Source organism: Streptomyces sp. NPDC096205 (assembly GCF_044763135.1).
Taxonomy (GTDB): domain Bacteria; phylum Actinomycetota; class Actinomycetes; order Streptomycetales; family Streptomycetaceae; genus Streptomyces.
In genome coordinates this window covers 79,020-97,816 of the sequence record NZ_JBIWFS010000006.1, presented here as the reverse complement: position 1 = coordinate 97,816, position 18,797 = coordinate 79,020, and the positions used below count along the sequence as shown (strand labels likewise).

At 70.8% G+C, this 18,797-nt stretch carries 18 protein-coding genes; 6 read left to right on the top strand and 12 right to left on the bottom strand.

What is annotated here, in order from left to right; genetic code table 11:
• Positions 1 to 16: 16 nt before the first annotated feature.
• The 5 genes from ACIQ6Y_RS22635 to ACIQ6Y_RS22615 form a co-directional block, all read right to left on the bottom strand.
• On the bottom strand, positions 17 to 913 hold the full coding sequence (locus ACIQ6Y_RS22635; protein ID WP_404041736.1) for an RNA polymerase sigma-70 factor: 897 nt from the start codon (positions 911 to 913) through the stop codon (positions 17 to 19).
• On the bottom strand, positions 910 to 2,103 hold the full coding sequence (locus ACIQ6Y_RS22630; protein WP_404041734.1) for an NAD(P)/FAD-dependent oxidoreductase: 1,194 nt from the start codon (positions 2,101 to 2,103) through the stop codon (positions 910 to 912). The genes ACIQ6Y_RS22635 and ACIQ6Y_RS22630 overlap by 4 nt, the downstream gene beginning before the upstream one ends.
• A gap of 107 nt (positions 2,104 to 2,210) precedes the next feature.
• A complete protein-coding gene (locus tag ACIQ6Y_RS22625) occupies positions 2,211 to 3,503 on the bottom strand; it encodes an MDR family MFS transporter (protein WP_404041732.1) in 1,293 nt (430 codons plus the stop codon).
• A 143-nt stretch (positions 3,504 to 3,646) separates the two neighbouring features.
• On the bottom strand, positions 3,647 to 5,449 hold the full coding sequence (locus tag ACIQ6Y_RS22620) for a stealth conserved region 3 domain-containing protein (protein ID WP_404041730.1): 1,803 nt from the start codon (positions 5,447 to 5,449) through the stop codon (positions 3,647 to 3,649).
• Between the two features lie 12 nt (positions 5,450 to 5,461).
• Positions 5,462 to 7,078, bottom strand: a complete 1,617-nt coding sequence (locus ACIQ6Y_RS22615; protein ID WP_404041728.1) for a stealth family protein — start codon at positions 7,076 to 7,078, stop codon at positions 5,462 to 5,464.
• Between the two features lie 292 nt (positions 7,079 to 7,370).
• On the opposite strand from ACIQ6Y_RS22615, the gene ACIQ6Y_RS22610 reads away from it, so the two are divergent.
• Together ACIQ6Y_RS22610 and ACIQ6Y_RS22605 are read left to right on the top strand one after the other, a co-directional pair.
• Positions 7,371 to 8,132 carry a phosphoglyceromutase gene (locus tag ACIQ6Y_RS22610; protein ID WP_404041726.1) on the top strand — a complete coding sequence of 254 codons (762 nt, stop codon included), beginning with the start codon at positions 7,371 to 7,373 and terminating at the stop codon, positions 8,130 to 8,132.
• Between the two features lie 260 nt (positions 8,133 to 8,392).
• Positions 8,393 to 8,719, top strand: a complete 327-nt coding sequence (locus ACIQ6Y_RS22605) for a GYD domain-containing protein (RefSeq protein ID WP_404041725.1) — start codon at positions 8,393 to 8,395, stop codon at positions 8,717 to 8,719.
• 24 nt (positions 8,720 to 8,743) lie between these two features.
• Here the strand turns inward: ACIQ6Y_RS22605 and ACIQ6Y_RS22600 are convergent, their stop codons facing one another.
• The 4 genes from ACIQ6Y_RS22600 to mshA all read right to left on the bottom strand — a co-directional run bounded on the left by ACIQ6Y_RS22600 (position 8,744) and on the right by mshA (position 11,452).
• A complete protein-coding gene (locus tag ACIQ6Y_RS22600; protein WP_404041723.1) occupies positions 8,744 to 8,998 on the bottom strand; it encodes a hypothetical protein in 255 nt (84 codons plus the stop codon).
• Positions 8,999 to 9,041: 43 nt separating this feature from the next.
• Entirely contained in the window at positions 9,042 to 9,488 is a 447-nt protein-coding gene (locus tag ACIQ6Y_RS22595) for an SRPBCC family protein (protein WP_404041722.1), read from the bottom strand.
• A gap of 130 nt (positions 9,489 to 9,618) precedes the next feature.
• Positions 9,619 to 10,119: a YbjN domain-containing protein gene (locus ACIQ6Y_RS22590; RefSeq protein WP_404041720.1), complete on the bottom strand. Its 501-nt coding sequence runs from the start codon at positions 10,117 to 10,119 to the stop codon at positions 9,619 to 9,621.
• Positions 10,112 to 11,452 (bottom strand): D-inositol-3-phosphate glycosyltransferase, encoded by a 1,341-nt coding sequence (gene mshA / locus ACIQ6Y_RS22585; RefSeq protein ID WP_404041718.1) that lies wholly within the window; start codon positions 11,450 to 11,452, stop codon positions 10,112 to 10,114. The genes ACIQ6Y_RS22590 and mshA overlap by 8 nt, the downstream gene beginning before the upstream one ends.
• A 197-nt stretch (positions 11,453 to 11,649) precedes the next feature.
• Between mshA and ACIQ6Y_RS22580 the strand changes: the two genes are divergently transcribed.
• The 3 genes from ACIQ6Y_RS22580 (at position 11,650) to ACIQ6Y_RS22570 (ending at position 15,372) form a co-directional block, all read left to right on the top strand.
• On the top strand, positions 11,650 to 12,459 hold the full coding sequence (locus tag ACIQ6Y_RS22580; RefSeq protein ID WP_404041716.1) for a class I SAM-dependent methyltransferase: 810 nt from the start codon (positions 11,650 to 11,652) through the stop codon (positions 12,457 to 12,459).
• Positions 12,460 to 12,664: 205 nt separating this feature from the next.
• Positions 12,665 to 13,750, top strand: a complete 1,086-nt coding sequence (locus ACIQ6Y_RS22575; protein ID WP_404041714.1) for an NlpC/P60 family protein — start codon at positions 12,665 to 12,667, stop codon at positions 13,748 to 13,750.
• A gap of 347 nt (positions 13,751 to 14,097) precedes the next feature.
• Positions 14,098 to 15,372, top strand: coding sequence for a PP2C family protein-serine/threonine phosphatase (locus ACIQ6Y_RS22570; RefSeq protein ID WP_404041712.1), 1,275 nt, complete (start codon positions 14,098 to 14,100; stop codon positions 15,370 to 15,372).
• 191 nt (positions 15,373 to 15,563) lie between these two features.
• Here ACIQ6Y_RS22570 and ACIQ6Y_RS22565 read toward each other — a convergent pair whose 3' ends face one another.
• From ACIQ6Y_RS22565 to ACIQ6Y_RS22555, 3 genes are all read right to left on the bottom strand, one after another.
• Positions 15,564 to 15,899 (bottom strand): DUF2516 family protein, encoded by a 336-nt coding sequence (locus ACIQ6Y_RS22565; RefSeq protein ID WP_404041710.1) that lies wholly within the window; start codon positions 15,897 to 15,899, stop codon positions 15,564 to 15,566.
• Positions 15,900 to 16,020: 121 nt separating this feature from the next.
• The gene (locus ACIQ6Y_RS22560; protein ID WP_404041708.1) at positions 16,021 to 16,647 is read right to left on the bottom strand and encodes a hypothetical protein; all 627 of its coding nucleotides are present in this window, start codon (positions 16,645 to 16,647) and stop codon (positions 16,021 to 16,023) included.
• A 77-nt stretch (positions 16,648 to 16,724) separates the two neighbouring features.
• Positions 16,725 to 17,150 carry a helix-turn-helix domain-containing protein gene (locus ACIQ6Y_RS22555; protein ID WP_404041706.1) on the bottom strand — a complete coding sequence of 142 codons (426 nt, stop codon included), beginning with the start codon at positions 17,148 to 17,150 and terminating at the stop codon, positions 16,725 to 16,727.
• Positions 17,151 to 17,619: 469 nt separating this feature from the next.
• Between ACIQ6Y_RS22555 and ACIQ6Y_RS22550 the strand changes: the two genes are divergently transcribed.
• Positions 17,620 to 18,789: a helix-turn-helix domain-containing protein gene (locus ACIQ6Y_RS22550; protein WP_404041704.1), complete on the top strand. Its 1,170-nt coding sequence runs from the start codon at positions 17,620 to 17,622 to the stop codon at positions 18,787 to 18,789.
• Positions 18,790 to 18,797: the final 8 nt, after the last annotated feature.

Below are 18,797 nucleotides of genomic sequence, written 5' to 3'. Positions count from 1 at the left end.
CTGATGGGCGTGCTGGTCAGCGCAGGGTGAGCGGGGTCTCGGACGCGACGTGCGTCAGTTTCTCGGGGTTGCGCACGAAGTAGAGGCCGGTGATGCAGGCGTCCTCGACACGCAGCGCCATGACGCCGTCGAGCCGGCCGTCCAGGCGTACGACGAGTGCGGGGCTGCCGTTGACCAGCGTGGGGTGGGTGGTGACCGTGGCGTCGACCTTGCCGATGCCGCCGAGGTAGAAGCGGACCACCTTGTCCGCGCCGACGACCGGGTGCAGCGCGGCCCGCTTGAGGCCGCCGCCGTCGCTGACCAGGACGACATCGGGGGCCAGTACGTCGAGCAGGTCCCGCGGGTCGCCGGTCTCCAGGGCCCGCCGGAAGGACTCCAGCGCCGCCCAGGACTCGCCGGGTGAGGCCGTCCTGCGCGGGCGGCGGGCGTCGACGTGCCGACGGGCGCGGTGGGCGATCTGGCGGACGGCCGCCGGGGTCTTCCCGACGGCCTCCGCGATCTCGTCGTAGCCGACGTCGAACACCTCGCGCAGCACGAACACGGCCCGCTCGGTCGGCGTAAGGCTCTCCAGGACCAGCATCAGCGCCATCGACACGCTCTCGGCGAGCTCGACGTCCTCGGCCACGTCCGACGCCGTGAGCAGCGGCTCGGGCAGCCACTGACCGACGTAGGCCTCCTTGCGGCGCTTGAGGGCGCGCAGCCGGTTGAGGGACTGCCGGGTGGTGATCCGCACCAGGTAGGCGCGCGGGTCGCGCACCTGCCGCACGTCGGCCTCGACCCAGCGCAGCCAGGTCTCCTGGAGGACGTCCTCGGCGTCGGCGGCCGAGCCGAGCATCTCGTAGGCGACGGTGAAGAGCAGGTTCCGGTGGGCGACGAACGCCTCGGTCGCCCGGTCCGCGGCGGGGTCGCTCATGTCGTCACGAGCGCCTCGTCGCGACGGGCCCGCAGCTGCTGCTGCCGCTTGGGGCTGCCGGGCATGCGGTGCAGGCGGAACCCGCCGGGCTTGTGCGCCTCCTCGGCCAGGTGCTTGAGGATGATGTTGCAGACGAGTTCCTTCAGGCGGGCGCCGGGGCGGCCGTCGACGTGGAACCACAGGGCGACGTCGCTGCGGTGGGCGAACTGGTAGATGCCGGCGCCGCGGCCCAGGCTGATGCACTGCCCGGCGAAGAACTGCCTGAGGTTCTCGGGCTCCCGGCCGGCGATCCGGCTGAGGATCGTGTCGGCGGCGCGTGCGCCCAGCGGCATCGCGGCCTGGCAGCTCATCCGCAGCGGCAGGCCCGAGGGGGCGGCCGAGTCGCCGGCCGCGAGGATGCGCGGGTCGTCGACGCTGGTCAGCGTCTCGTCGGTGAGCAGGCGACCGTGCGCGTCGGTGCTCAGCCCGCTGCGCACGGCCAGGTCCGGCACCGTGAACCCGGCGGTCCAGATGGTCACACCGCTCGCCACGTCCCGCCCGTCGGCGAGCCGTACGGCGTCCCGCGCCACGCCCGTCACCTCGGTGCCGGGCCCCTCGAGCACGACCACCCCGAGCTCGGCGAGCCGCCCGGCCACCGAACGCCGACCACGCGCATGCAGATACGGGCCCAGCACCCCACCGCACACCAGGGTGACGTTCCGCCCGGCCTCCGCCAGCTCGGCGGCGGTCTCTATCCCGGTCGGCCCGGCCCCCACGACGACCACGGGCGCGGTGACGGGCGCGCCGTCGAGCACGGGCTTCAACCGCTCGGCGTCCTCCAGCGTGGCGATCGGGTACGCGAACTCGCCCGCCCCGGGCACGCCCGCCACGGTCCCGCCACTGCCGACGGCGTAGATCAGGTAGTCGTACCGGACGGTCCCCCCGCCCTCCAGCGCCAGCGCCCGCCCCTCCGCGTCGATCCGCTCCACACTGTCGACGACCAGCTCCACACCCTCGGCCAGCACGTCCCGGTAGGCGACCACCGCGTCCCCCGTGCCCCCGACGTGCTGGTGCAGCCGCACCCGGTTCACGAAGCTCGCCCGCGGGTTGACCAGCGTCACCGCCACGTCGTCCCGCTGCGTCAGCCGGTTCGCCGCCATCACTCCGGCGTAGCCGCCACCGATCACGACCACCTGCGTGTTCCCGTTCATGGTGTCTCCTCCGTCGTCCGTAGCGCGTTCGACCTCAAGACACCGGGCATCACGGGGGTGTGACAGGCTGTGGCCCAGATCACATTCCGTCGTGGCGGGGGGCCGCGTCAGCCGCTGACCGTCTCCGCCTCGTCCCGCGGCAGCGGTCGTACGGCAGCGGGCCGGGAGTCCGCAGGGGCGGGCTCCGCCGGGGCGGGCTCCGTCGGGAGCGAGCGCATCAGGAGCCAGTAGCCGATCGCGGCGACCGTGCCGACGACCGCGCACATGCCCCAGAGCCACTCGGCGCCGAAGTGGTCGATGAGGAGGCCGGAGGAGAGGGGGGCGACGAGGGCGGCGACGGACCAGGACATGGTGTACATGCCCTGATAGCGGCCCCGGCCGTGGACGGGCGAGAGGCGGACCACGATGCCGGTCTGGGTGGGGGCGTTGACGATCTCGGCGAGGGTCCACACGCACACCGTCAGGGCGAAGGCGGCGACCGAGCCCGCGAAGGCCGTGAGGGCGAAGCCGTAGCCCGCGAGCAGGGCCGAGATCACCAGCAGGCGCTGCGGGTCGCGGTGTTCGATGAAGCGGGTCACCGGGATCTGGAGGGCGACGATCAGGACGCCGTTGACGGCGATGGCCAGGCCGTAGTCGGCGGGCGTGAACCCGGCCGCGCCCATGGCCACGGGCAGGCCCACCGAGCCCTGCTGGAAGATCACCGCGATCAGGAAGGACAGGCCGACCACGCCCATGAAGCGGCCGTCGCGCAGCACCGTGCCGAGGCCGACCTCCTCGCCCCCGGCCTCCTCGGCGGCGGTCCGCACCGGCTTCGACTCGGGCAGCTTCAGGAAGACCACGATCGCGCAGGCCAGGGTCATGCCCGCCTCGATCAGGAAGCCCGCGAGGTAGCTGAACTCGGCGATGAAACCGGCCGCCGTGGAGGAGACCGCGAAGCCGAGGTTGATCGCCCAGTAGTTCAGGGAGAACGCCCGCACCCGGTCCTCCGGGCGCACGATGTCCGCCATCATCGCCTGCACGGCCGGCCGCGAGGCGTTGGACGCCATGCCGACCAGGAACGCCACGGCCGCGATGGCAACCGGGTCGTGCATGAAGCCGAGCAGGGCGACGGAGAAGGCCGTCGAGGTCTGGGCGATCAGCAGGGTCGGGCGCCGGCCCAGGCGGTCGGTCATCACGCCCCCGCCGAGCGAGGAGATGACGCCGCCGAGGCCGTGCAGGGCCGCGACCAGACCGGCGTACGAGGCGGAGTAGCCGCGGTCCAGCGTGAGGTACAGCGCCATGAACGTGGCGACGAACGCGCCCAGCCGGTTGACCAGCGTGCTGGTCCACAGCCACCAGAACTCCCTCGGGAGACCCGAGACGGTCTCCCGTGCGGCACGTCTCAACGAGGCTGGTGACATCGGCGCATCCCCCACGGCTGTAAGCGGCACAAGCAGCAGTCACAACTTACGAAGGGGACTGCTGCACGCGCCACCGGATTGACGCTCCCCGTCAATCCACGGGCTGCACGTCTATCCACCGCCGGTACGTCGATGCCGATACGTCAATCCACCGGCTGTACCGGCGCCTTCTCGCGTATCCGGCGGCGTGCGGATCCCCCGCGGGGCCGCGACGCGGTGCCCTTGCCCCGGCGCTCGAAGCGGCTCGGGAACGGGTACTTGCGCTGCAGGAACGCCCCGATCGCCTGCTGCGCCGCGGCCCGTGCCGCGGCAGGCGTGTCCACGTCGTTCAGGCAGAAGAAGTCGACGTCCTCGCCGGCCGCGAGCCGCGCGAGGCGCTGCCGCATGTCCGGCGAGCCCAGCTGCACATAGCGGAAGAGGTACTCCGCCGGGACGGCCCGGCCGGTCGCCAGCGCCCAGTGGTGGTGCAGCGTCGAGGCGGGCGCCACGTCCGAGGTGGAGCGGAACCGGGAGTACGCGGTGCGCTGCAGCTCCCCGATCTCGAGCTGCTCCATCTCCCGCATCACCGAAAGGAGTTGCGGATGCGGTGTGTGCAGCGACTTGTTGGTGATCTGCCGGCCGTGGAACCGCTTGATCACCTCACGGGTGTTCTTGCCCGCCGAGTTCGGCGCCGGCTCCAGCGGATGCGGCGCCCCGACGCCCAGCTTCAGCGGCGAGAACGGGATCCGCGCGATGCCGTTGCCGTGGAAGAAGTGCTCCGCCTGCACCGGACGGTTGATGAACACGTCGTCGTTGAAGTACAGGTAGTGGTCCGAGATGCCCGGGATGTGGTGCAGCCGGCTCTCGATCGCGTGCGAGTTGAACACCGGCAGCGCATCCGCCGGGAGGATGTCCCGGTGGTCGACGACCGTGATGCCCTCCGCCTCCGGGTCCAGCCACTCCGGCACCTGCGCGTCGGTCACCAGATACACATGCCGTACGAAACCGGCGTACATCTCCAGCGAGCGCAGGGCGTACTTCAGCTCGTCATGGCTGGTGTAGCGGGAGTCCCCGGTCTCGCGGGCGGCGATGTCGTTGTCGGCGCGCTCCTGGTGGGCGCGGCGCTTGGCGGCCATCGCCGGGTCGTTGCCGTCGACCCAGGTGTAGACGGCGTCGACCGGGAACAGCACCTCGTCGATGCCGGGCTCGGCGAACGCGGCGAACGTCGGCACCGGGCGGGCGTGGACGGCGACCGTGGCCGGCTTCTGCGCGGCCTCGGGGACGACCTCGGACACCGGGTTGCGGCGCGGCGCGACCAGCGCGGTGGCGTAGACGTCCGCCAGCTTGTCGCCGGGGACCGTCAGATGCCCGGGCTCCGCGCCCAGGTCCCGGCCCTGCCGCCAGAACTCGATGTCGCAGCCCGACTCCAGGCCGCTGAGCACCTGCCCGGCGGGGCCGAGGCGCACCTCACCGATGCGCAGCACCGCGGCCCGGCCGAGGGCTCGCGGCAGCTTGCCGTCGGCCCACAGCACCGCGTTCGAGACACTGCCGTCCGCGCCGACCGCGCCGACGTACGCCGCCGTGCCCGCGAGAGTCCGCGCGGCCTGCGCCAGGACCGTACGGCGATGGGTGTCGGCGACGCCGATGACCTGGCGCGGCGCGCCGTGCCCGTGCTCCGAGGGCACCAGGAAGTACGGCACCCCCGCCGCCTCCAGCAGGTCGCACACCTGCGCCAGGTCGGCCTCGACGGCCTCCGCGGCGGTGTAGGCGGCGACCGTCCGGCCGTACAGCCGCTGCGGTCCGAAGGCGACGCGGCGCAGCCCGGGGACCGTGCGCCGCAGCCGGCGGCGGCGCCGGGCGGCGCGCGGTGCCCACAGCCGGGCGGTCAGCCAGAGCCGGCAGCGCAGCAGCAGGTCCCGGGCGGCCCGCATGCCCGCGGATGCCGGCAGGCGGTGACGTATCTCCATGGCCTCAGCCCGTCAGTCGCGCTTCTCGTAGGGGCTGGGGAACGGGAAGTAGTTCTCCAGGAACTCCGCCATGCGGGTGTGCACCTGCTCGCGCTCCTCCTCCGGAACGTCCACGTCGTTCAGGCAGAAGAAGTCGAAGCGGCGGTTGTTCTTCAGGTCCGTCAGACGCTTGTCGGCGTCCGGGCGGCTGATGTTGACGTACCGGAAGCTGAACTTGCCCGGCACACCGCGGCCCGTCATCAGCGAGTAGTTGTAGAGCATCGGCGCGGTCACGGCGATGTCCGTCGGGGAGCGGAAGCGGGACGCCGTGGTGCGCTGGACGTCCTCGGGGAACAGCTTCTCGATCTCCTGCAGCGTGCCGCGGTGCTGCGGCAGCGGGGTGTGCATGAAGTTGTTCGTGGTGATCTTGCCGAACTTCTCCAGCAGCAGCGCCCGTACGTTCTTGCTGGCGGAGTTGGTGGCCGTCTCCTCGGCGTGCGGCTTGCCGACACCGATCTTCAGCGGGGACACCGGGATCTTCATCAGGCCGCTGCCGTGGAAGAAGTGCTCCGGGGTGACGCGACGGCCGCAGAAGACGTCGTCGTTGAAGTACAGGTAGTGGTCCGAGATGCCCGGGATGTGGTGCAGCCGGGTCTCGATCGCGTGCGAGTTGAACACCGGCAGGACACCCTCGGGGAAGATGTCCCGGTGGTCGACGACCGTGATGCCGTCGGCGGTGTCGTCCAGCCAGTGCGGCTTCTGGCCGTCGGTGACGATGTAGATGTGCCGCACGAAGTCGGCGTACATCGCCAGCGAGCGCAGCGAGTACTTCAGCTCGTCGTGGCTGGTGTAGCGGGAGGCGTTGATCTCCTTGTCGAGGATCTCGGCCGTGCCCTTCTCCTGGTACTTGGCGCGCTTGGCCCGCATCGCGGGCTCCTCGCCGTCCACCCATGTGTAGACGATGTCCACCGGGAAGGTGACGCGGTTCACGGTCGGCAGGGTCAGCGCGGCGAAGCTGGGCAGCTCGCGGGCGCCGACCGTCACGGTGACCGGCTTCTGCTCGGAGGCCGGCAGTACGTCCGTTATGCCGTTGTTGCGGGGCGCGATCAGCGACTCGGCGAAGACGTCCTCGGACGCCTGCGGCTGCACCTTGGCCAGGCGGCGCGGGCCGTCCTCGCCGGCGAGGAGCTGCCCGCCGTCCTCCCAGAACTCCACGTCGCAGGCCAGCTCGGGGCCGGAGAGGAGCTGCCCGGCCGGGCCGAGGTGGTTCTCGCCGATGCGCAGCACCGGAGCCGTGCGCAGGCCGGCGGGCAGGATGCCGTCCAGGAACATCGCCGGGTGCTTGAGCTGGCCGCCGGGCAGCGGGCGGCCGATGAAGACCGCCTTGCCCGCGTACAGCTTCTCCAGGCCCGCGAGGAGCCGGTCACGATCGACGGCGTTGACGCCGACGACATGGCGGGTACGGGCGGTCGGCACCAGGAAGTAGGAGATGTTCTCCTGCTCCAGCGCGGCGACGACCAGGTCGAGGTTGGCGGCGGCCGCTCCGACGGCGGTGAACTCCGTCACAACCCGCCCGAACAACTGCTGGCCGCGTACGACGACGGGACGCAGCACGGGGTTGGTCTCCGCAGCCATACGGCGCCGTCGCATGGTTCGCAGCTGCCAGACTCGCTCGGCGGCCTTCCGCTCGATTCGCGGTCGCATCCGCCGCGCAAAGGAACGCACGGTCACGTTCTGTGCTCCTCATCTGAACCGCTACACCTGCGCTGGGGCAGACAGGTGGACGTGGCTTTAGGTTGTGGAAGAGTTCACCTTAATTTAGAGGGCCGGGCGGTCGGCTGTCAGATCGCCCTCCCCCCGCCCCGATGGGGCGAACCCCACACCATTCCACACAGTGAGCACACACCCTCGGCCCCCAGAGCGCTTAGGTAGGCTAAAGGCCATGGCCGACGCACCGTACAAGCTGATCCTCCTCCGCCACGGCGAGAGCGAGTGGAACGCGAAGAACCTGTTCACCGGATGGGTGGACGTCAACCTCAACGAGAAGGGCGAGAAGGAGGCGGTCCGCGGCGGTGAGCTGCTCAAGGACGCCGGCCTGCTCCCTGACGTGGTGCACACCTCGCTCCAGAAGCGAGCGATCCGCACCGCGCAGCTCGCCCTCGAAGCGGCTGACCGCCACTGGATCCCGGTCCACCGCTCCTGGCGCCTGAACGAGCGCCACTACGGCGCCCTGCAGGGCAAGGACAAGGCCCAGACCCTCGCCGAGTTCGGCGAGGAGCAGTTCATGCTGTGGCGCCGCTCGTACGACACCCCGCCGCCGCCGCTCGAGGACGGCTCGGAGTTCTCGCAGTCCGGCGACGCGCGCTACGCGACGATCCCGCCGGAGCTGCGCCCGCGCACGGAGTGCCTCAAGGATGTCGTCATCCGGATGCTCCCCTACTGGTACGACGGCATCGTCCCCGACCTCCTGGCCGGCCGCACCGTCCTGGTCGCCGCCCACGGCAACTCCCTGCGCGCCCTGGTCAAGCACCTCGACGGCATCTCCGACGCCGACATCGCGGGCCTGAACATCCCCACGGGCATCCCCCTCGCCTACGAACTCGACGCCGACTTCAAGCCGGTCGTCCCGGGCGGCACGTACCTCGACCCCGAGGCTGCTGCTGCGGCGATCGAGGCGGTCAAGAACCAGGGCAAGAAGAAGTAAGCCCCACGGTTTCGGAAGGCCCCCTGCCTGCGGTTCCTCCGCGGGGAGGGGGCTTTTCGCTGTCTCCGGGCAGTCTGCGGGGACTGACCACGGGGATGCCCGAGCTGAAGGCTTCGATGCTGTAGTTCCGATGCGGGCGGAGTCGCTCACGCAGTGGCCATGCCGGTCATCATCCCGGCCATTCGGGGGAGATGCGCGCGGCCTCGGGGGCGTGTCTCATCCTGCGGGGGCATCCCTTGCTGGGACGAAAGGGAGACATGATGCCGCTCTATCTATCGAGGTTCAGCTACACGCCGGAGACCTGGGCGAGACTCATCGGCCATCCCGAGGACCGTGCAAAGGCCGCTCAGTCGTACATCGAGTCCGTCGGCGGCAAGCTGCACGGCTTCTGGTACGCGTTCGGCAGCCGCGACGGCTACAACTTGTGGGAGGCCCCCGACAACGTCTCCATGGCCGCGGTCGCCCTGGCGATCAGCGGAGGCGGCGCGCTCAGCTCGTTTGAGACGACCGTTCTCCTGAGCATCGACGAAACCATGGATGCCCTGCGCAAAGCCGGGCAAGTCCAGTACCGGGCCCCCGGCGCGTAGCGGTCCGGGTGGCCGTCCGGCCCCTCATTCCTTCGGGTTCTGACCGTCTTGCAGTCCCTCGAGCACGACCAGAGACCCGTCCCGCTCGAACCGCAGCACGCGGGGCCGGGGAGCTTCCTGGGATGACTCCGGCTCAGGACGAAGCTCTCCGTAGCGCTGATGGTAAAGGTCGACCGCTTCGCGGAGCGAGCATCCTTGTGCCTCACGAATCGTCTTCACCGCGAGGATGGCGCGCCCCTCAAGAATGTCGCGATCCACCCGCTCCGGCAGTTCTGCCACAGGTCCTCCCCCGGTTCGGCATCGCAGTTCTGTATGAGGCGTCTCAGACGCTCCCGGCATGCTCGCTGACCGCGATGCGGGCCAGCTTCGTCAGCATCATGCCGTTGCGGATGGCGACGACGTAGTCGACGGGGAGGCCGTGCATGCGGGTGCCGGGGCCGCGGAGGGGGTGCCAGTCGAGGGTGAAGAGCGTGTGGTCGCCCCAGGGAGTCAGCTTCATGGCGATGCGGGCGGCGCCGAAGGGGTCTGCCTTCGCTTCCAGTTGCAGGCGTTGGTGTGGTTCGGAGATGCGGACGACGCAGGTGTCGTCGAGGGTGAGGGGGCCGGCGCCGACGCGGACGCGCAGTCGGGCGCCGACGTCCGGCCAGTGCGGGTCCACGGCGAGGACCTGCTGGGTCCCTGTCACCCACTCCCCGTAGCGGTGGCCGTCGGACAGCAGGCTCCAGACCTCGGACGGCGAGCTCAGGATCAGACGACGGTTCCGGGCCATACGCACGCTCCTGGAGGGTGGGCAGCCGTGGGGCGTCGGCTCTCTCCAGCGTCATGCCGGTCGCGTCACCTGCACAGCCCGGGAGATCCAGATGAGTGACCGGAGCGCAGCGACCCGCCGGCCGCGGCCTTCAGGCAGTAGGCCGTCGCAGCAGATGCGCGAACGCGTCCAGGTTGCGGGTCGACTCGCCCCGCGAGGTCCGCCACTCGTACTCGCGGCGGATCGCGGTGGCGAAGCCCAGTTCCAGGAGGGTGTTGAAGCTGCCGTCGGCTGCTTCGAGGACCTGGCCGAGGAGGCGGTCGATCTCGTCCGGGGTGATGGCGGCCAGGGGTAGCTTGCCCGTCACGTAGATGTCGCCCAGCGGGTCGACCGCGTAGCTGACGCCGTAGAGCTTGAGGTTGCGTTCCAGGAGCCAGCGGTGGACGGCGGGTTCGTTCTCGTCGGGGTGGCGGATGACGAAGGCGTTCAGCGACAGCGAGTGGCGGCCGACCTTCAGGGAGACGGTGGTCGACAGCTTGCGGGTGCCGGGGAGTTTGACGACGTAGTGGCCGGACTCCGGGGACTCCCACTCCAGTTCGGCGTCCTTCAGGGCGCCCTCGATGGTTCGTGCGGCCTGCTGTGACTCACCCATGGTGGGAGCGTACGCGACGGCGATGGGCGTGCAGGGCGGCGGTGTAGACCTCGGCGGTCGCGGCGGCCGAGGTGTCCCAGCCGAAGGAGCGGGCGTGCCGGGCGGCGGCCTCGCCCATGCTCGCCGACAGGTGCGGGGTGTCGGCGAAATCGCTCAGCACGCGCGCGTAGGCCGCCGGATCGTGGCCCTGGACGAGGAAGCCGGTGCGTCCGTCGCGGACGGCCACCGGCAGGCCGCCGACCGAGGCCGCGAGGACGGGCGTGCCGGCCGCCTGCGCCTCTATGGCAACCAGGCCGAAGGATTCGCTGTACGACGGCATGACCAGCACCGATGCCGCGCGGAACCAGTCCGCGAGCTGGTCCTGGCCGACCGGCGGGCGGAAACGTACGACGTCGGCGATGCCCAGGCGTGCGGCCAGCTTCTGCAGGCCCTCCGGCTTGGCCAGGCCGCTGCCGCTGGGGCCGCCCACGATCGGGACCACCATGCGCGAGCGGAGCTCCGGGCGCTCGTCCAGCAGCACCGCCACCGCGCGCAGCAGCACGTCCGGGGCCTTCAGGGGCTGGATGCGGCCCGCGAAGAGGGGGATCAGGGCGTCCTGCGGCAGGTCCAGACGGGCCCGCGCGGCGGCTCGGCCGTCGGCGGGGCGGAAGCGCTCGAGGTTGACGCCCGGGTGGACGACGGCGACCTTCCCGGGTTCGGCGGCGTAGTGCCGTACGAGCTCGTCGGCCTCCTCGGACGTGTTGGCGATGAGCCGGTCCGCCGCGGCGACGATCTGTGTCTCGCCGATGACCCGCGCGGCGGGCTCCGGGGTGTCACCGTCGGCGAGGTTGGCGTTCTTGACCTTGGCCATGGTGTGCATGGCGTGCACCAGGGGCACGCCCCAGCGCTGGGCGGCGAGCCAGCCGACGTGGCCGGAGAGCCAGTAGTGCGAGTGGACGAGGTCGTAGTGGCCGGGGCGGTGGCCGGCCCAGGCCTGCATCACGCCGTGCGTGAAGGCGCACAGCTGGGCGGGGAGGTCCTCCTTGGCCAGGCCCTCGTAGGGGCCGGCGTCGACGTGCCGGACGGTCACGCCGGGGACGATCTCGACCGTGGGCGGCAGGGCCGCGGTGGTGGCCCGGGTGAAGATCTCGACCTCGATGTTGATCGCGGCGAGCCGCTGGGCCAGCTCCACGATGTAGACGTTCATGCCGCCCGCGTCGCCGGTGCCCGGCTGGTGCAGGGGGGAGGTGTGCACGGAGAGCATGGCGACGCGCCGGGGGCGGCGGTGCCCGAGCCTGAGCCGCGAGGGGGCCGCCGGAGAGCGACGCCCGAGCCGGCCGACGTAGTGGCTCACGTGGCGTTCCTCCTTGCTGCGGGCATGCCGGACGGAGGACCTGCCGTGCCCTCCAAGGGGGTGCAACCACGGACGCCTTGGTTCCATTTCCTTCCGTCTTCTTCCCCTGGCTTCTTTGCCGAATCATTACAGCCTGTCGCTCAACCGTTCGATATCCGTGGGAGTCGGGGCACTGCGGGCCGCATACCCTCATACGTATGACATCCCGCGCCGCCCGCCCCATCGGCACGGTCACGCGCGGGACGACGAACCCGAACCGGCTGCGCCGCATGGACCGCTGGATCGCGGCGGCCCACGGCCCCGAACTGCGCCGCGCCCCCGACCCCGTGGCGGTCGACCTCGGCTACGGCGCCGCCCCCTGGACCGCCGTCGAGCTGCTCGGCCGGCTGCGCACGGTCGCGCCCCACGCGCGCGTGGTCGGCATCGAGATCGACCCCGCGCGCGTGCAGGCCGCCCGGCCCTACGAGCGGGAGGGCCTGACCTTCCGGCACGGCGGCTTCGAGATCCCGCTCCCTCAGCGGCCGCTGCTGATCCGCGCCGCCAACGTGCTGCGCCAGTACGACGAGGAGCAGGTCGCCGCCGTCTGGGAGCGGCTGTGCGCCCGGCTCGCCCCGGCCGCCGGGCCCTCGCGCGGCGGACTGCTGGTGGAGGGCACCTGCGACGAGATCGGGCGCCGGCACGTCTGGGTCGCGCTCGGCCCGGAGGGGCCGCGCACGGTCACCTTCGCCACCCGGCTGGGCTCCCTGGAGCGGCCCTCCGACCTCGCCGAGCGGCTGCCGAAGGCGCTGATCCACCGCAACGTCCCCGGCGAGCCGGTGCACGCCTTCCTGCGCGACTTCGACCGCGCCTGGGCGGCCGCCGCGCCGTACGCCTCCTATGGTGCCCGCCAGCGCTGGATGCGCACGGTGCGGGACCTGACCGCCGACTGGCCGGTGACGGACGGGCCGGTGCGCTGGCGGCAGGGCGAAGTGACCGTGCGCTGGGACGCGTTGGCCCCCGGCAGATGACCTTCGCCCATGTGGGTGACCTGGGGGAACGATCTCGGCGAGCCGTTCGTCACACAGGCGGGGAGCACGACATGGCCGTACGGCCGTGGGGGGAAGACCATTCATGCCCCGTCCGGGTACGACCTCTGTCGTTCTGGGCGGCGACATGGCACTATCCCCCAGGCGCCGTAAGTTACTGACGGTTAATCAGTTTGGGGGAAGAGGTATGGCAACGGGCAAGCGCGGCCTGATCACGGCGGCTCTGACCGTCGTCTGCGCGGTCACCGTGCTGGCGGCACCGGGCACGGCGTTCGCCGCACCGGCCACGCCCGAGCCCACGCCGTCCGCCACCGCGACCAGGCCGACTCCCGCCACCAACAAGGAGCTTCAGGCCGTGCAGCAGCGGCTGGACGAGCTCTACCACGACGCGGCCGTCGCCACCGACGCCTACAACGCCGCCGAGGAGAAGGCCGAGCAGCAGTCCGCGCAACTGGTCGCGCTGGCCAAGAAGATCGTGGCGGGCCGCGAGCGGCTCGCGGAGCTCAAGGACCGCATGGGCGCCGCGGCCGCCGCCCAGTACCGCACCGGCGGACTGCCGCCCGAGGCCCAGCTCGCCCTCAGCGACGACCCGAGCGAGTTCCTCGACGGCACCGGCCGCATCCGCCAGGGCGAGCGCGCCACCAAGAACCTGCTCGCGGAAGTGACCCGCACCCAGCAGGACTTGGAGCAGTACGCCAAGGACGCCTCCGCACAGTGGAAGAAGCTGGAGGCCAACCGCAAGGCCAAGGCCGCCGCCCGGCAGAAGATCAAGAAGCGGATCACCGAGGCCGAGGCGCTCCAGAAGCAGCTGGAGAAGGAGGAGAAGGAGCGGCTGGCCCGCCTGGAGCGGGAGGCCGCGCAGCAGGCCCAGACCGCCTGGCTCGACACCGGCGTCCTCGACGGCAGCACCGCCGGAGCCAGCGAACAGGGCAAAAAGGCGGTCCGGTTCGCCGCCGCACAGCAGGGCAAGCCCTACATCTGGGGCGCCGAGGGCCCCGACTCCTTCGACTGCTCCGGCCTGACCTCCCAGGCCTGGGCGAGCGCCGGCCGCGCCATCCCGCGCACCTCGCAGCAGCAATGGGCCCAGTTGCCCCATGTCGACGTCGAGGACATGCGGCCCGGCGACCTGATCATCTACTTCGACGACGCCAGCCATGTCGCGATGTACATCGGCGACGGCCTGATCGTCCACGCCCCGCGCCCGGGGCGCACGGTGACGGTCGCGGGCGCGGGCTCGATGCCGATACTCGGGGTGGTACGGCCGGATGCGTGAGGTCTTGTACGGCTATGGGGTGCGGGGTCATGCCTTGTGACGGGGACCTCGTGACGCGGGCCACCGCCCGAGTTGAGCCCGCGTGACCGTAACCGTGACCGCGACCACGTGACCTGCGGCACGGCAAGTCGCTCCCAAACTCCGCCAGGACGTGACGTTCGTCATCCCCGAACCCCGGTCACCTCGCCCAACTGCGGTACGGAACGCGGCATATGACAGTGACCTGGCACCGGGCGGAGTGGCGTGGACCATTCCGCTGCGGCGGCGTCACCCGCTATGGTCCCGGTCGGTGGGTCGAGGTCCCTCGCCCCGCCATGCCCTCGGGGGGAGGGAAGGAACACAGGACAATGCCCGTACCCGTACCGCGGCAGAGAGCGATCCCGGCCGTGGAGAGTGGTCAGGCGCCGGCCGCGTCCACCGCAGGCCTCATCAAGGAGGACACCACCGCCCCCCTCACGCTGCTGCTGATCGAGGACGACCCGGGCGGGTCCGCCATCGTGCCCGATCTGCTCGACTCCGCCGGCCAGCCCATCCGCGTCCGCACCGCCCGCAACCTCACCGAGGCCGAGCGGCTGCTCACCGACGACGTCCAGTGCATCCTGCTCGACCTGGCGCTCACCGCGCCCGGCCGCGCGGGCGAGCCGGACGACGACGAGCTCGCCGTGCTCAAGCACGTGCTGGAGATCGCGCCCCGGCACGCCGTGCTCGCGCTCACCGCCTCCGGCGACGCCGAGCGCGGTGCCCATGCCGTGCGCGTCGGCGCCCAGGACTATCTCTTCCGGGACGAGCTGGACGGCCGGCTGCTGAGCCGGGCGATCCGCTACGCCGTGGAACGGAAACGTTCCGACACGGCCGAGCGGCGGCTCGCCGAGGGCCGCCTGCGCGCGCAGGAGAACCGCCGCCTGGAGCGCGGGCTGCTGCCCACGCCGCTGCTGGAGGGCTCCCCGCTGCGCTTCGCCGCGCGCTATCGGCCCGGCCGCTCGCGTGCCCTGCTGGGCGGCGACTTCTACGACGTCGTCCGTACGCCGGACGGCACCGTGCACGCCATGATCGGCGACGTCTGCGGGCACGGCCCGGACGAGGCCGCGCTCGGTGTGGAGCTGCGCATCGCCTGGCGCGCGCTGACCCTGGCGGGGCTGTGCGGGGACCAGCTGCTGAGCACGTTGCAGCAGGTGCTGGAGCACGAGCGGTCCGACGACGAGATCTTCGCGACCCTGTGCACGGTGGACATCGCCCCGGACGGCCGCCGGGCCGGGCTGTGCCTGGCCGGGCATCCGGCCCCGCTGATCGCCCGTCCCGGACGGGCCCCGCGGCTGCTGCCGTACGACAACAACGGGCCCGCGCTGGGACTGCTGCCCGGGGCCCGGTGGCCTCGGATGCAGGTGGAGCTGGGCGCCGAGTGGAGCCTGATGCTCTACACCGACGGGCTGATCGAGGGCCACGTCGGTGAGGGCAAGGAGCGGCTGGGACAGGACGGCATGGTCGAGATGGTCAGCCGGCAGCTGGCCGAGGGCCTGCGCGGGGAGGAGCTGCTGCGGGCGGCCGTGCACGAGGTGCGCGAGCTGAACGGGGGCGACCTCACGGATGACGTGGCCGTGCTGTTGCTGGACCGGGTGCCGTAGCCTCCGGCCGAGCTGAGCAGCGGAAGCGTGCGCGGCGGGGCGAGGGGCGTTCGCGCACCTCGGCGCTACGAGGTGCCTCCCCCAGAGGGGGACCCCCAGCCCACCCGTGCCGCCCCAGGCGGCACGCATGCCCGCGGCTGAGCGGCTGTCGACGGGCTCAGCCCACCCGCGGGCTCCCGAAGCGGAAGCGCTCAGCGACCGCCGTTCCACGGCCCGTAGGGCCCGTCGCTGCTGCTGCCCCCGCGCCGCCGCGGCCCCGAGATCTGGCGGAGCGCCGGGCGGACGTCGACCATGTAGACGATCGTGGCGATGAGGCCGATGATCGGCAGGAACGACAGGATGCCGAAGATCAGGCTCACCACGAAGGCCAGGCCGAGGATGACCAGCCAGAACGGCTTGGTCTGCTTGTCGGCGGCGCGATAGGCGTCCTCACGCCGCACGGCGGCGTCCACCAGCGCGAAGGCGCTGAAAAGGGTGAAGGCCAGGCTCAGCAGGGCCATGAACCCCGCGAATCCCTCCATCAGCATGATGTCCACCATCCGGTTCGGCTCGTCCTACCCGGTCACCGTACCCGCAAGCCCGGCCCCGCTACCCGAACAACGGGCCGAGCACTCGGGAAGTGCCCGGCCCGCTCTTCGACGCCCTGAGTCACTCGGCGGGCGGCGTCGCCTTCTTCGCGGCCGGCTTACGGGCCGGCGCCTTCTTGGCGGGGGTCTTCTTCGCCGGCGCGGCGCCCTTGGCCTCGGCGGGCTCGCTGCCGGCGGCCTCGGGCTCGTCCTTGACCGGGACCGGCTCCGCGCTCGGCTCCGCGCTCGGCTCCGCGCTCGGCTCGACGGCCACGGCCAGGTCCTCGATCTGCTCGGCGGCCTCGCCGCGCCAGGTCTTCACGGCCTGCTCACCGTGCTCGGCGACCTTCTCGTAGGTCTCCCGGGCGCGGACGGCATACTCCGCGGCCACGCCCACCCCGCGCAGCGCGAGGTCCTGGGCGGACTCGCCGAGCTTCTTCAGGTCGCCGTCGAGGGCGCCGAAGAACTCGGTGACCTTCGTCTGAAGGGTCTCCTGGGCCTCCTTGGCCCGGCTGGCGGCACGCTCCTGGACGACCTTCGGGTCGGTGTTGCGCACCGCCTCGATGCGGGCCGGGGCCTCGGCGCGCAGCTGCTCGACCAGGCCCGGGACCTTCTTCGCCTGCTGCAGGGCGAGGTCGGCGGTGCCGGCGGCGAAGTAGAGCGGGGTCGGGTCGCTGAGGGTCTTGCGCAGGTCGTCGGTGATGGCCATGGTGAGGGTCCTCCCGGATTCGCGTTCGGCTGAGGGTTCGGTGGGTCCGCGGTACGGCGGCCGGTCCCCTGGTCCGGTCAACCGGCCGACTGCCGCGGATCTCCGTCGGCGCCGCCCAGGGCGTCGGCGGAGTCGCCGTCCGGCTGGACGGCCTCGGTGCCGTTCTCCTTGCGGAACGACTCGTAGATCTGGAGCAGCACCTGCTTCTGCCGCTCGCTGAGCGTGGGGTCGGCGAGGATGACGGCGCGCGTCTCCACCTCGTCCCGCTCCCGCTCCGCGTCCAGAATCCCGGCGCGCACGTACAGCGTCTCCGCGGAGATCCGCAGCGCCTTGGCGACCTGCTGGAGCACCTCCGCGCTCGGCTTGCGCAGCCCGCGCTCGATCTGGCTCAGATACGGATTCGACACCCCGGCCGCCTCGGCGAGCTGCCGCAGCGACAGCTGCGCGTTGCGCCGCTGCTCGCGCAGGTACTCACCGAGATTGCCGACATTGAGCGATGCCATGGCTCCACTGTGCACCCAACCCGCTAACAATTGCAAGCAAGCCGCTAGCAAGAGTTACTCGCGCCGCGCGAACGGACCTCTGAGCCTGAGCACGACAGGTGTCGCATGAGCAGCACACCTGTCGTGAGCCTCCCGCCACATCACCCGAGGAGGCGACTCCTGGCAAGGACGCAGCCAACGCCACACCGAGGGGGCCGTAAGTCAGAGTGCAGCCCGCGCCAGCAAGGCTCTTCCGCACCGGAGGCACACCGCCACTACCTGCCCAGCAGCACTGCGGAACCGCAGGCCGGGCAGGTCCCGCTCGGGGTTCCACCGGGACCGAGTTGCCGAAGACCGTTGGTTTTCACAGCCAAGCAAGTTGCCAGATTTAAAAAACTTGCCGATTTTGCCAACTTTCCGACTCTCGGAAAGGTGGAGAGGTTGGCAAGTTTGCTTGGCCTAGGAAGCTTGCCATGGCACGATCGAGTACATGGACGAAGCTGCTACTCCTGCCGAAGCCCACGATGTGCTTGGCCGCGCGCTGACGGCTCTGCAGGACCTCCTGGGCGAGGAGTGGGAGGTGTCCTTGCAGCCAGAGCATCAGTCCGAGCAGTTCATGCCTGCACCGACGGCAGACCTCGGGTGGGACGCTGTCGTCCGCATCACCTCGAAGAACGACAGCATGTTCACCGAATTGCTCGTAGACGTCCGTGGGAGCGTCACGCCCAGAGACGTCGCTGGCTACATCAGCTCGACAGCACTGCTGGTGAGGCGGGTGAACGCCTACACACGCCTCGTGATCTTCTCTCCGTGGATCAGCCCGAGAACGCAAGAGGAACTGCGACGGCGGGAGATCGGATACGTAGACCTCACGGGCAATATTTCCTTGAGGGTGCCGCGGCCAGCGATCATCATCCAGACGCAAGGTGCCGACCGAGCGCCCGCTCGCCACAGAGCACCGAGCAGCAAGCCGCTTCTGACGGGGCCTCGGGCTGGTCGTCTGGTGCGCATCCTGACCGATGTATCGCCCCCATACCGGGCGACTGAGCTGGCAAAACGCTCCGACCTGAGCCTTCCGTACGTCTCCAGGCTTCTGGACACCCTTGAGGACCAGCTGCTAATTGAGCGTGACGGCAAGGTCATCGTCAGGGTGGAGTGGCAGCAGCTGCTACGTACCCGCGCCAGCCATCTCGACCTGATGAAGCAGACGAGCCCGCAGGGCATGCTGGCCCCCAACGGTGTACAAGCCGTACTCGATCGTCTCGTCAAGCTGAATGGCCTAGTCGCGGGCGGCGAAGTGCTGGTCACCGGCTCTTATGCGGCCCGCCCGGTCGCGCCAGTAGCGGTTGGCGGCCAACTCATGCTCTACGTCACGCAAGACCCTCTCCACTTTTCTGACGTTGCGCACGAGCTCAGGGTGATGCCCGTTCCAGAATCTGCCGATGTGCTCTTCCTCCAGCCATCGGATCTCAGCGTGGTACAGCGCCCCCGACGGTATGACCGTTACCGTCAAGTTGGCCTCAGCCAGCTCGTTCTCGACTGCCTGTCCGGCCCCGGCCGCCTGCCAGCTGAAGGAGAGAAGGTCCTGGAGTTCATGGCAGCGGAGGAGAGCGCCTGGCGTATCCCGGATATCTCGCGTCTGCGACACCAGGATGATTGATGCGTTTC

Bases quoted from the DNA above. Each gene is read 5' to 3' on its own strand.
- ACIQ6Y_RS22620 (WP_404041730.1), bottom strand. From the start codon at position 5,449: ATGGAGATACGTCACCGCCTGCCGGCATCCGCGGGCATGCGGGCCGCC.
- ACIQ6Y_RS22570 (WP_404041712.1), top strand. From the start codon at position 14,098: ATGCCCGTACCCGTACCGCGGCAGAGAGCGATCCCGGCCGTGGAGAGT.
- ACIQ6Y_RS22630 (WP_404041734.1), bottom strand. From the start codon at position 2,103: ATGAACGGGAACACGCAGGTGGTCGTGATCGGTGGCGGCTACGCCGGA.
- ACIQ6Y_RS22615 (WP_404041728.1), bottom strand. From the start codon at position 7,078: ATGCGACGGCGCCGTATGGCTGCGGAGACCAACCCCGTGCTGCGTCCC.
- ACIQ6Y_RS22625 (WP_404041732.1), bottom strand. From the start codon at position 3,503: ATGTCACCAGCCTCGTTGAGACGTGCCGCACGGGAGACCGTCTCGGGT.
- ACIQ6Y_RS22635 (WP_404041736.1), bottom strand. From the start codon at position 913: ATGAGCGACCCCGCCGCGGACCGGGCGACCGAGGCGTTCGTCGCCCAC.
- ACIQ6Y_RS22575 (WP_404041714.1), top strand. From the start codon at position 12,665: ATGGCAACGGGCAAGCGCGGCCTGATCACGGCGGCTCTGACCGTCGTC.
- ACIQ6Y_RS22595 (WP_404041722.1), bottom strand. From the start codon at position 9,488: ATGGCCCGGAACCGTCGTCTGATCCTGAGCTCGCCGTCCGAGGTCTGG.
- ACIQ6Y_RS22560 (WP_404041708.1), bottom strand. From the start codon at position 16,647: ATGGCCATCACCGACGACCTGCGCAAGACCCTCAGCGACCCGACCCCG.
- ACIQ6Y_RS22605 (WP_404041725.1), top strand. From the start codon at position 8,393: ATGCCGCTCTATCTATCGAGGTTCAGCTACACGCCGGAGACCTGGGCG.
- ACIQ6Y_RS22610 (WP_404041726.1), top strand. From the start codon at position 7,371: ATGGCCGACGCACCGTACAAGCTGATCCTCCTCCGCCACGGCGAGAGC.
- ACIQ6Y_RS22590 (WP_404041720.1), bottom strand. From the start codon at position 10,119: ATGGGTGAGTCACAGCAGGCCGCACGAACCATCGAGGGCGCCCTGAAG.
- ACIQ6Y_RS22550 (WP_404041704.1), top strand. From the start codon at position 17,620: ATGGACGAAGCTGCTACTCCTGCCGAAGCCCACGATGTGCTTGGCCGC.
- ACIQ6Y_RS22580 (WP_404041716.1), top strand. From the start codon at position 11,650: ATGACATCCCGCGCCGCCCGCCCCATCGGCACGGTCACGCGCGGGACG.
- ACIQ6Y_RS22555 (WP_404041706.1), bottom strand. From the start codon at position 17,150: ATGGCATCGCTCAATGTCGGCAATCTCGGTGAGTACCTGCGCGAGCAG.
- ACIQ6Y_RS22565 (WP_404041710.1), bottom strand. From the start codon at position 15,899: ATGCTGATGGAGGGATTCGCGGGGTTCATGGCCCTGCTGAGCCTGGCC.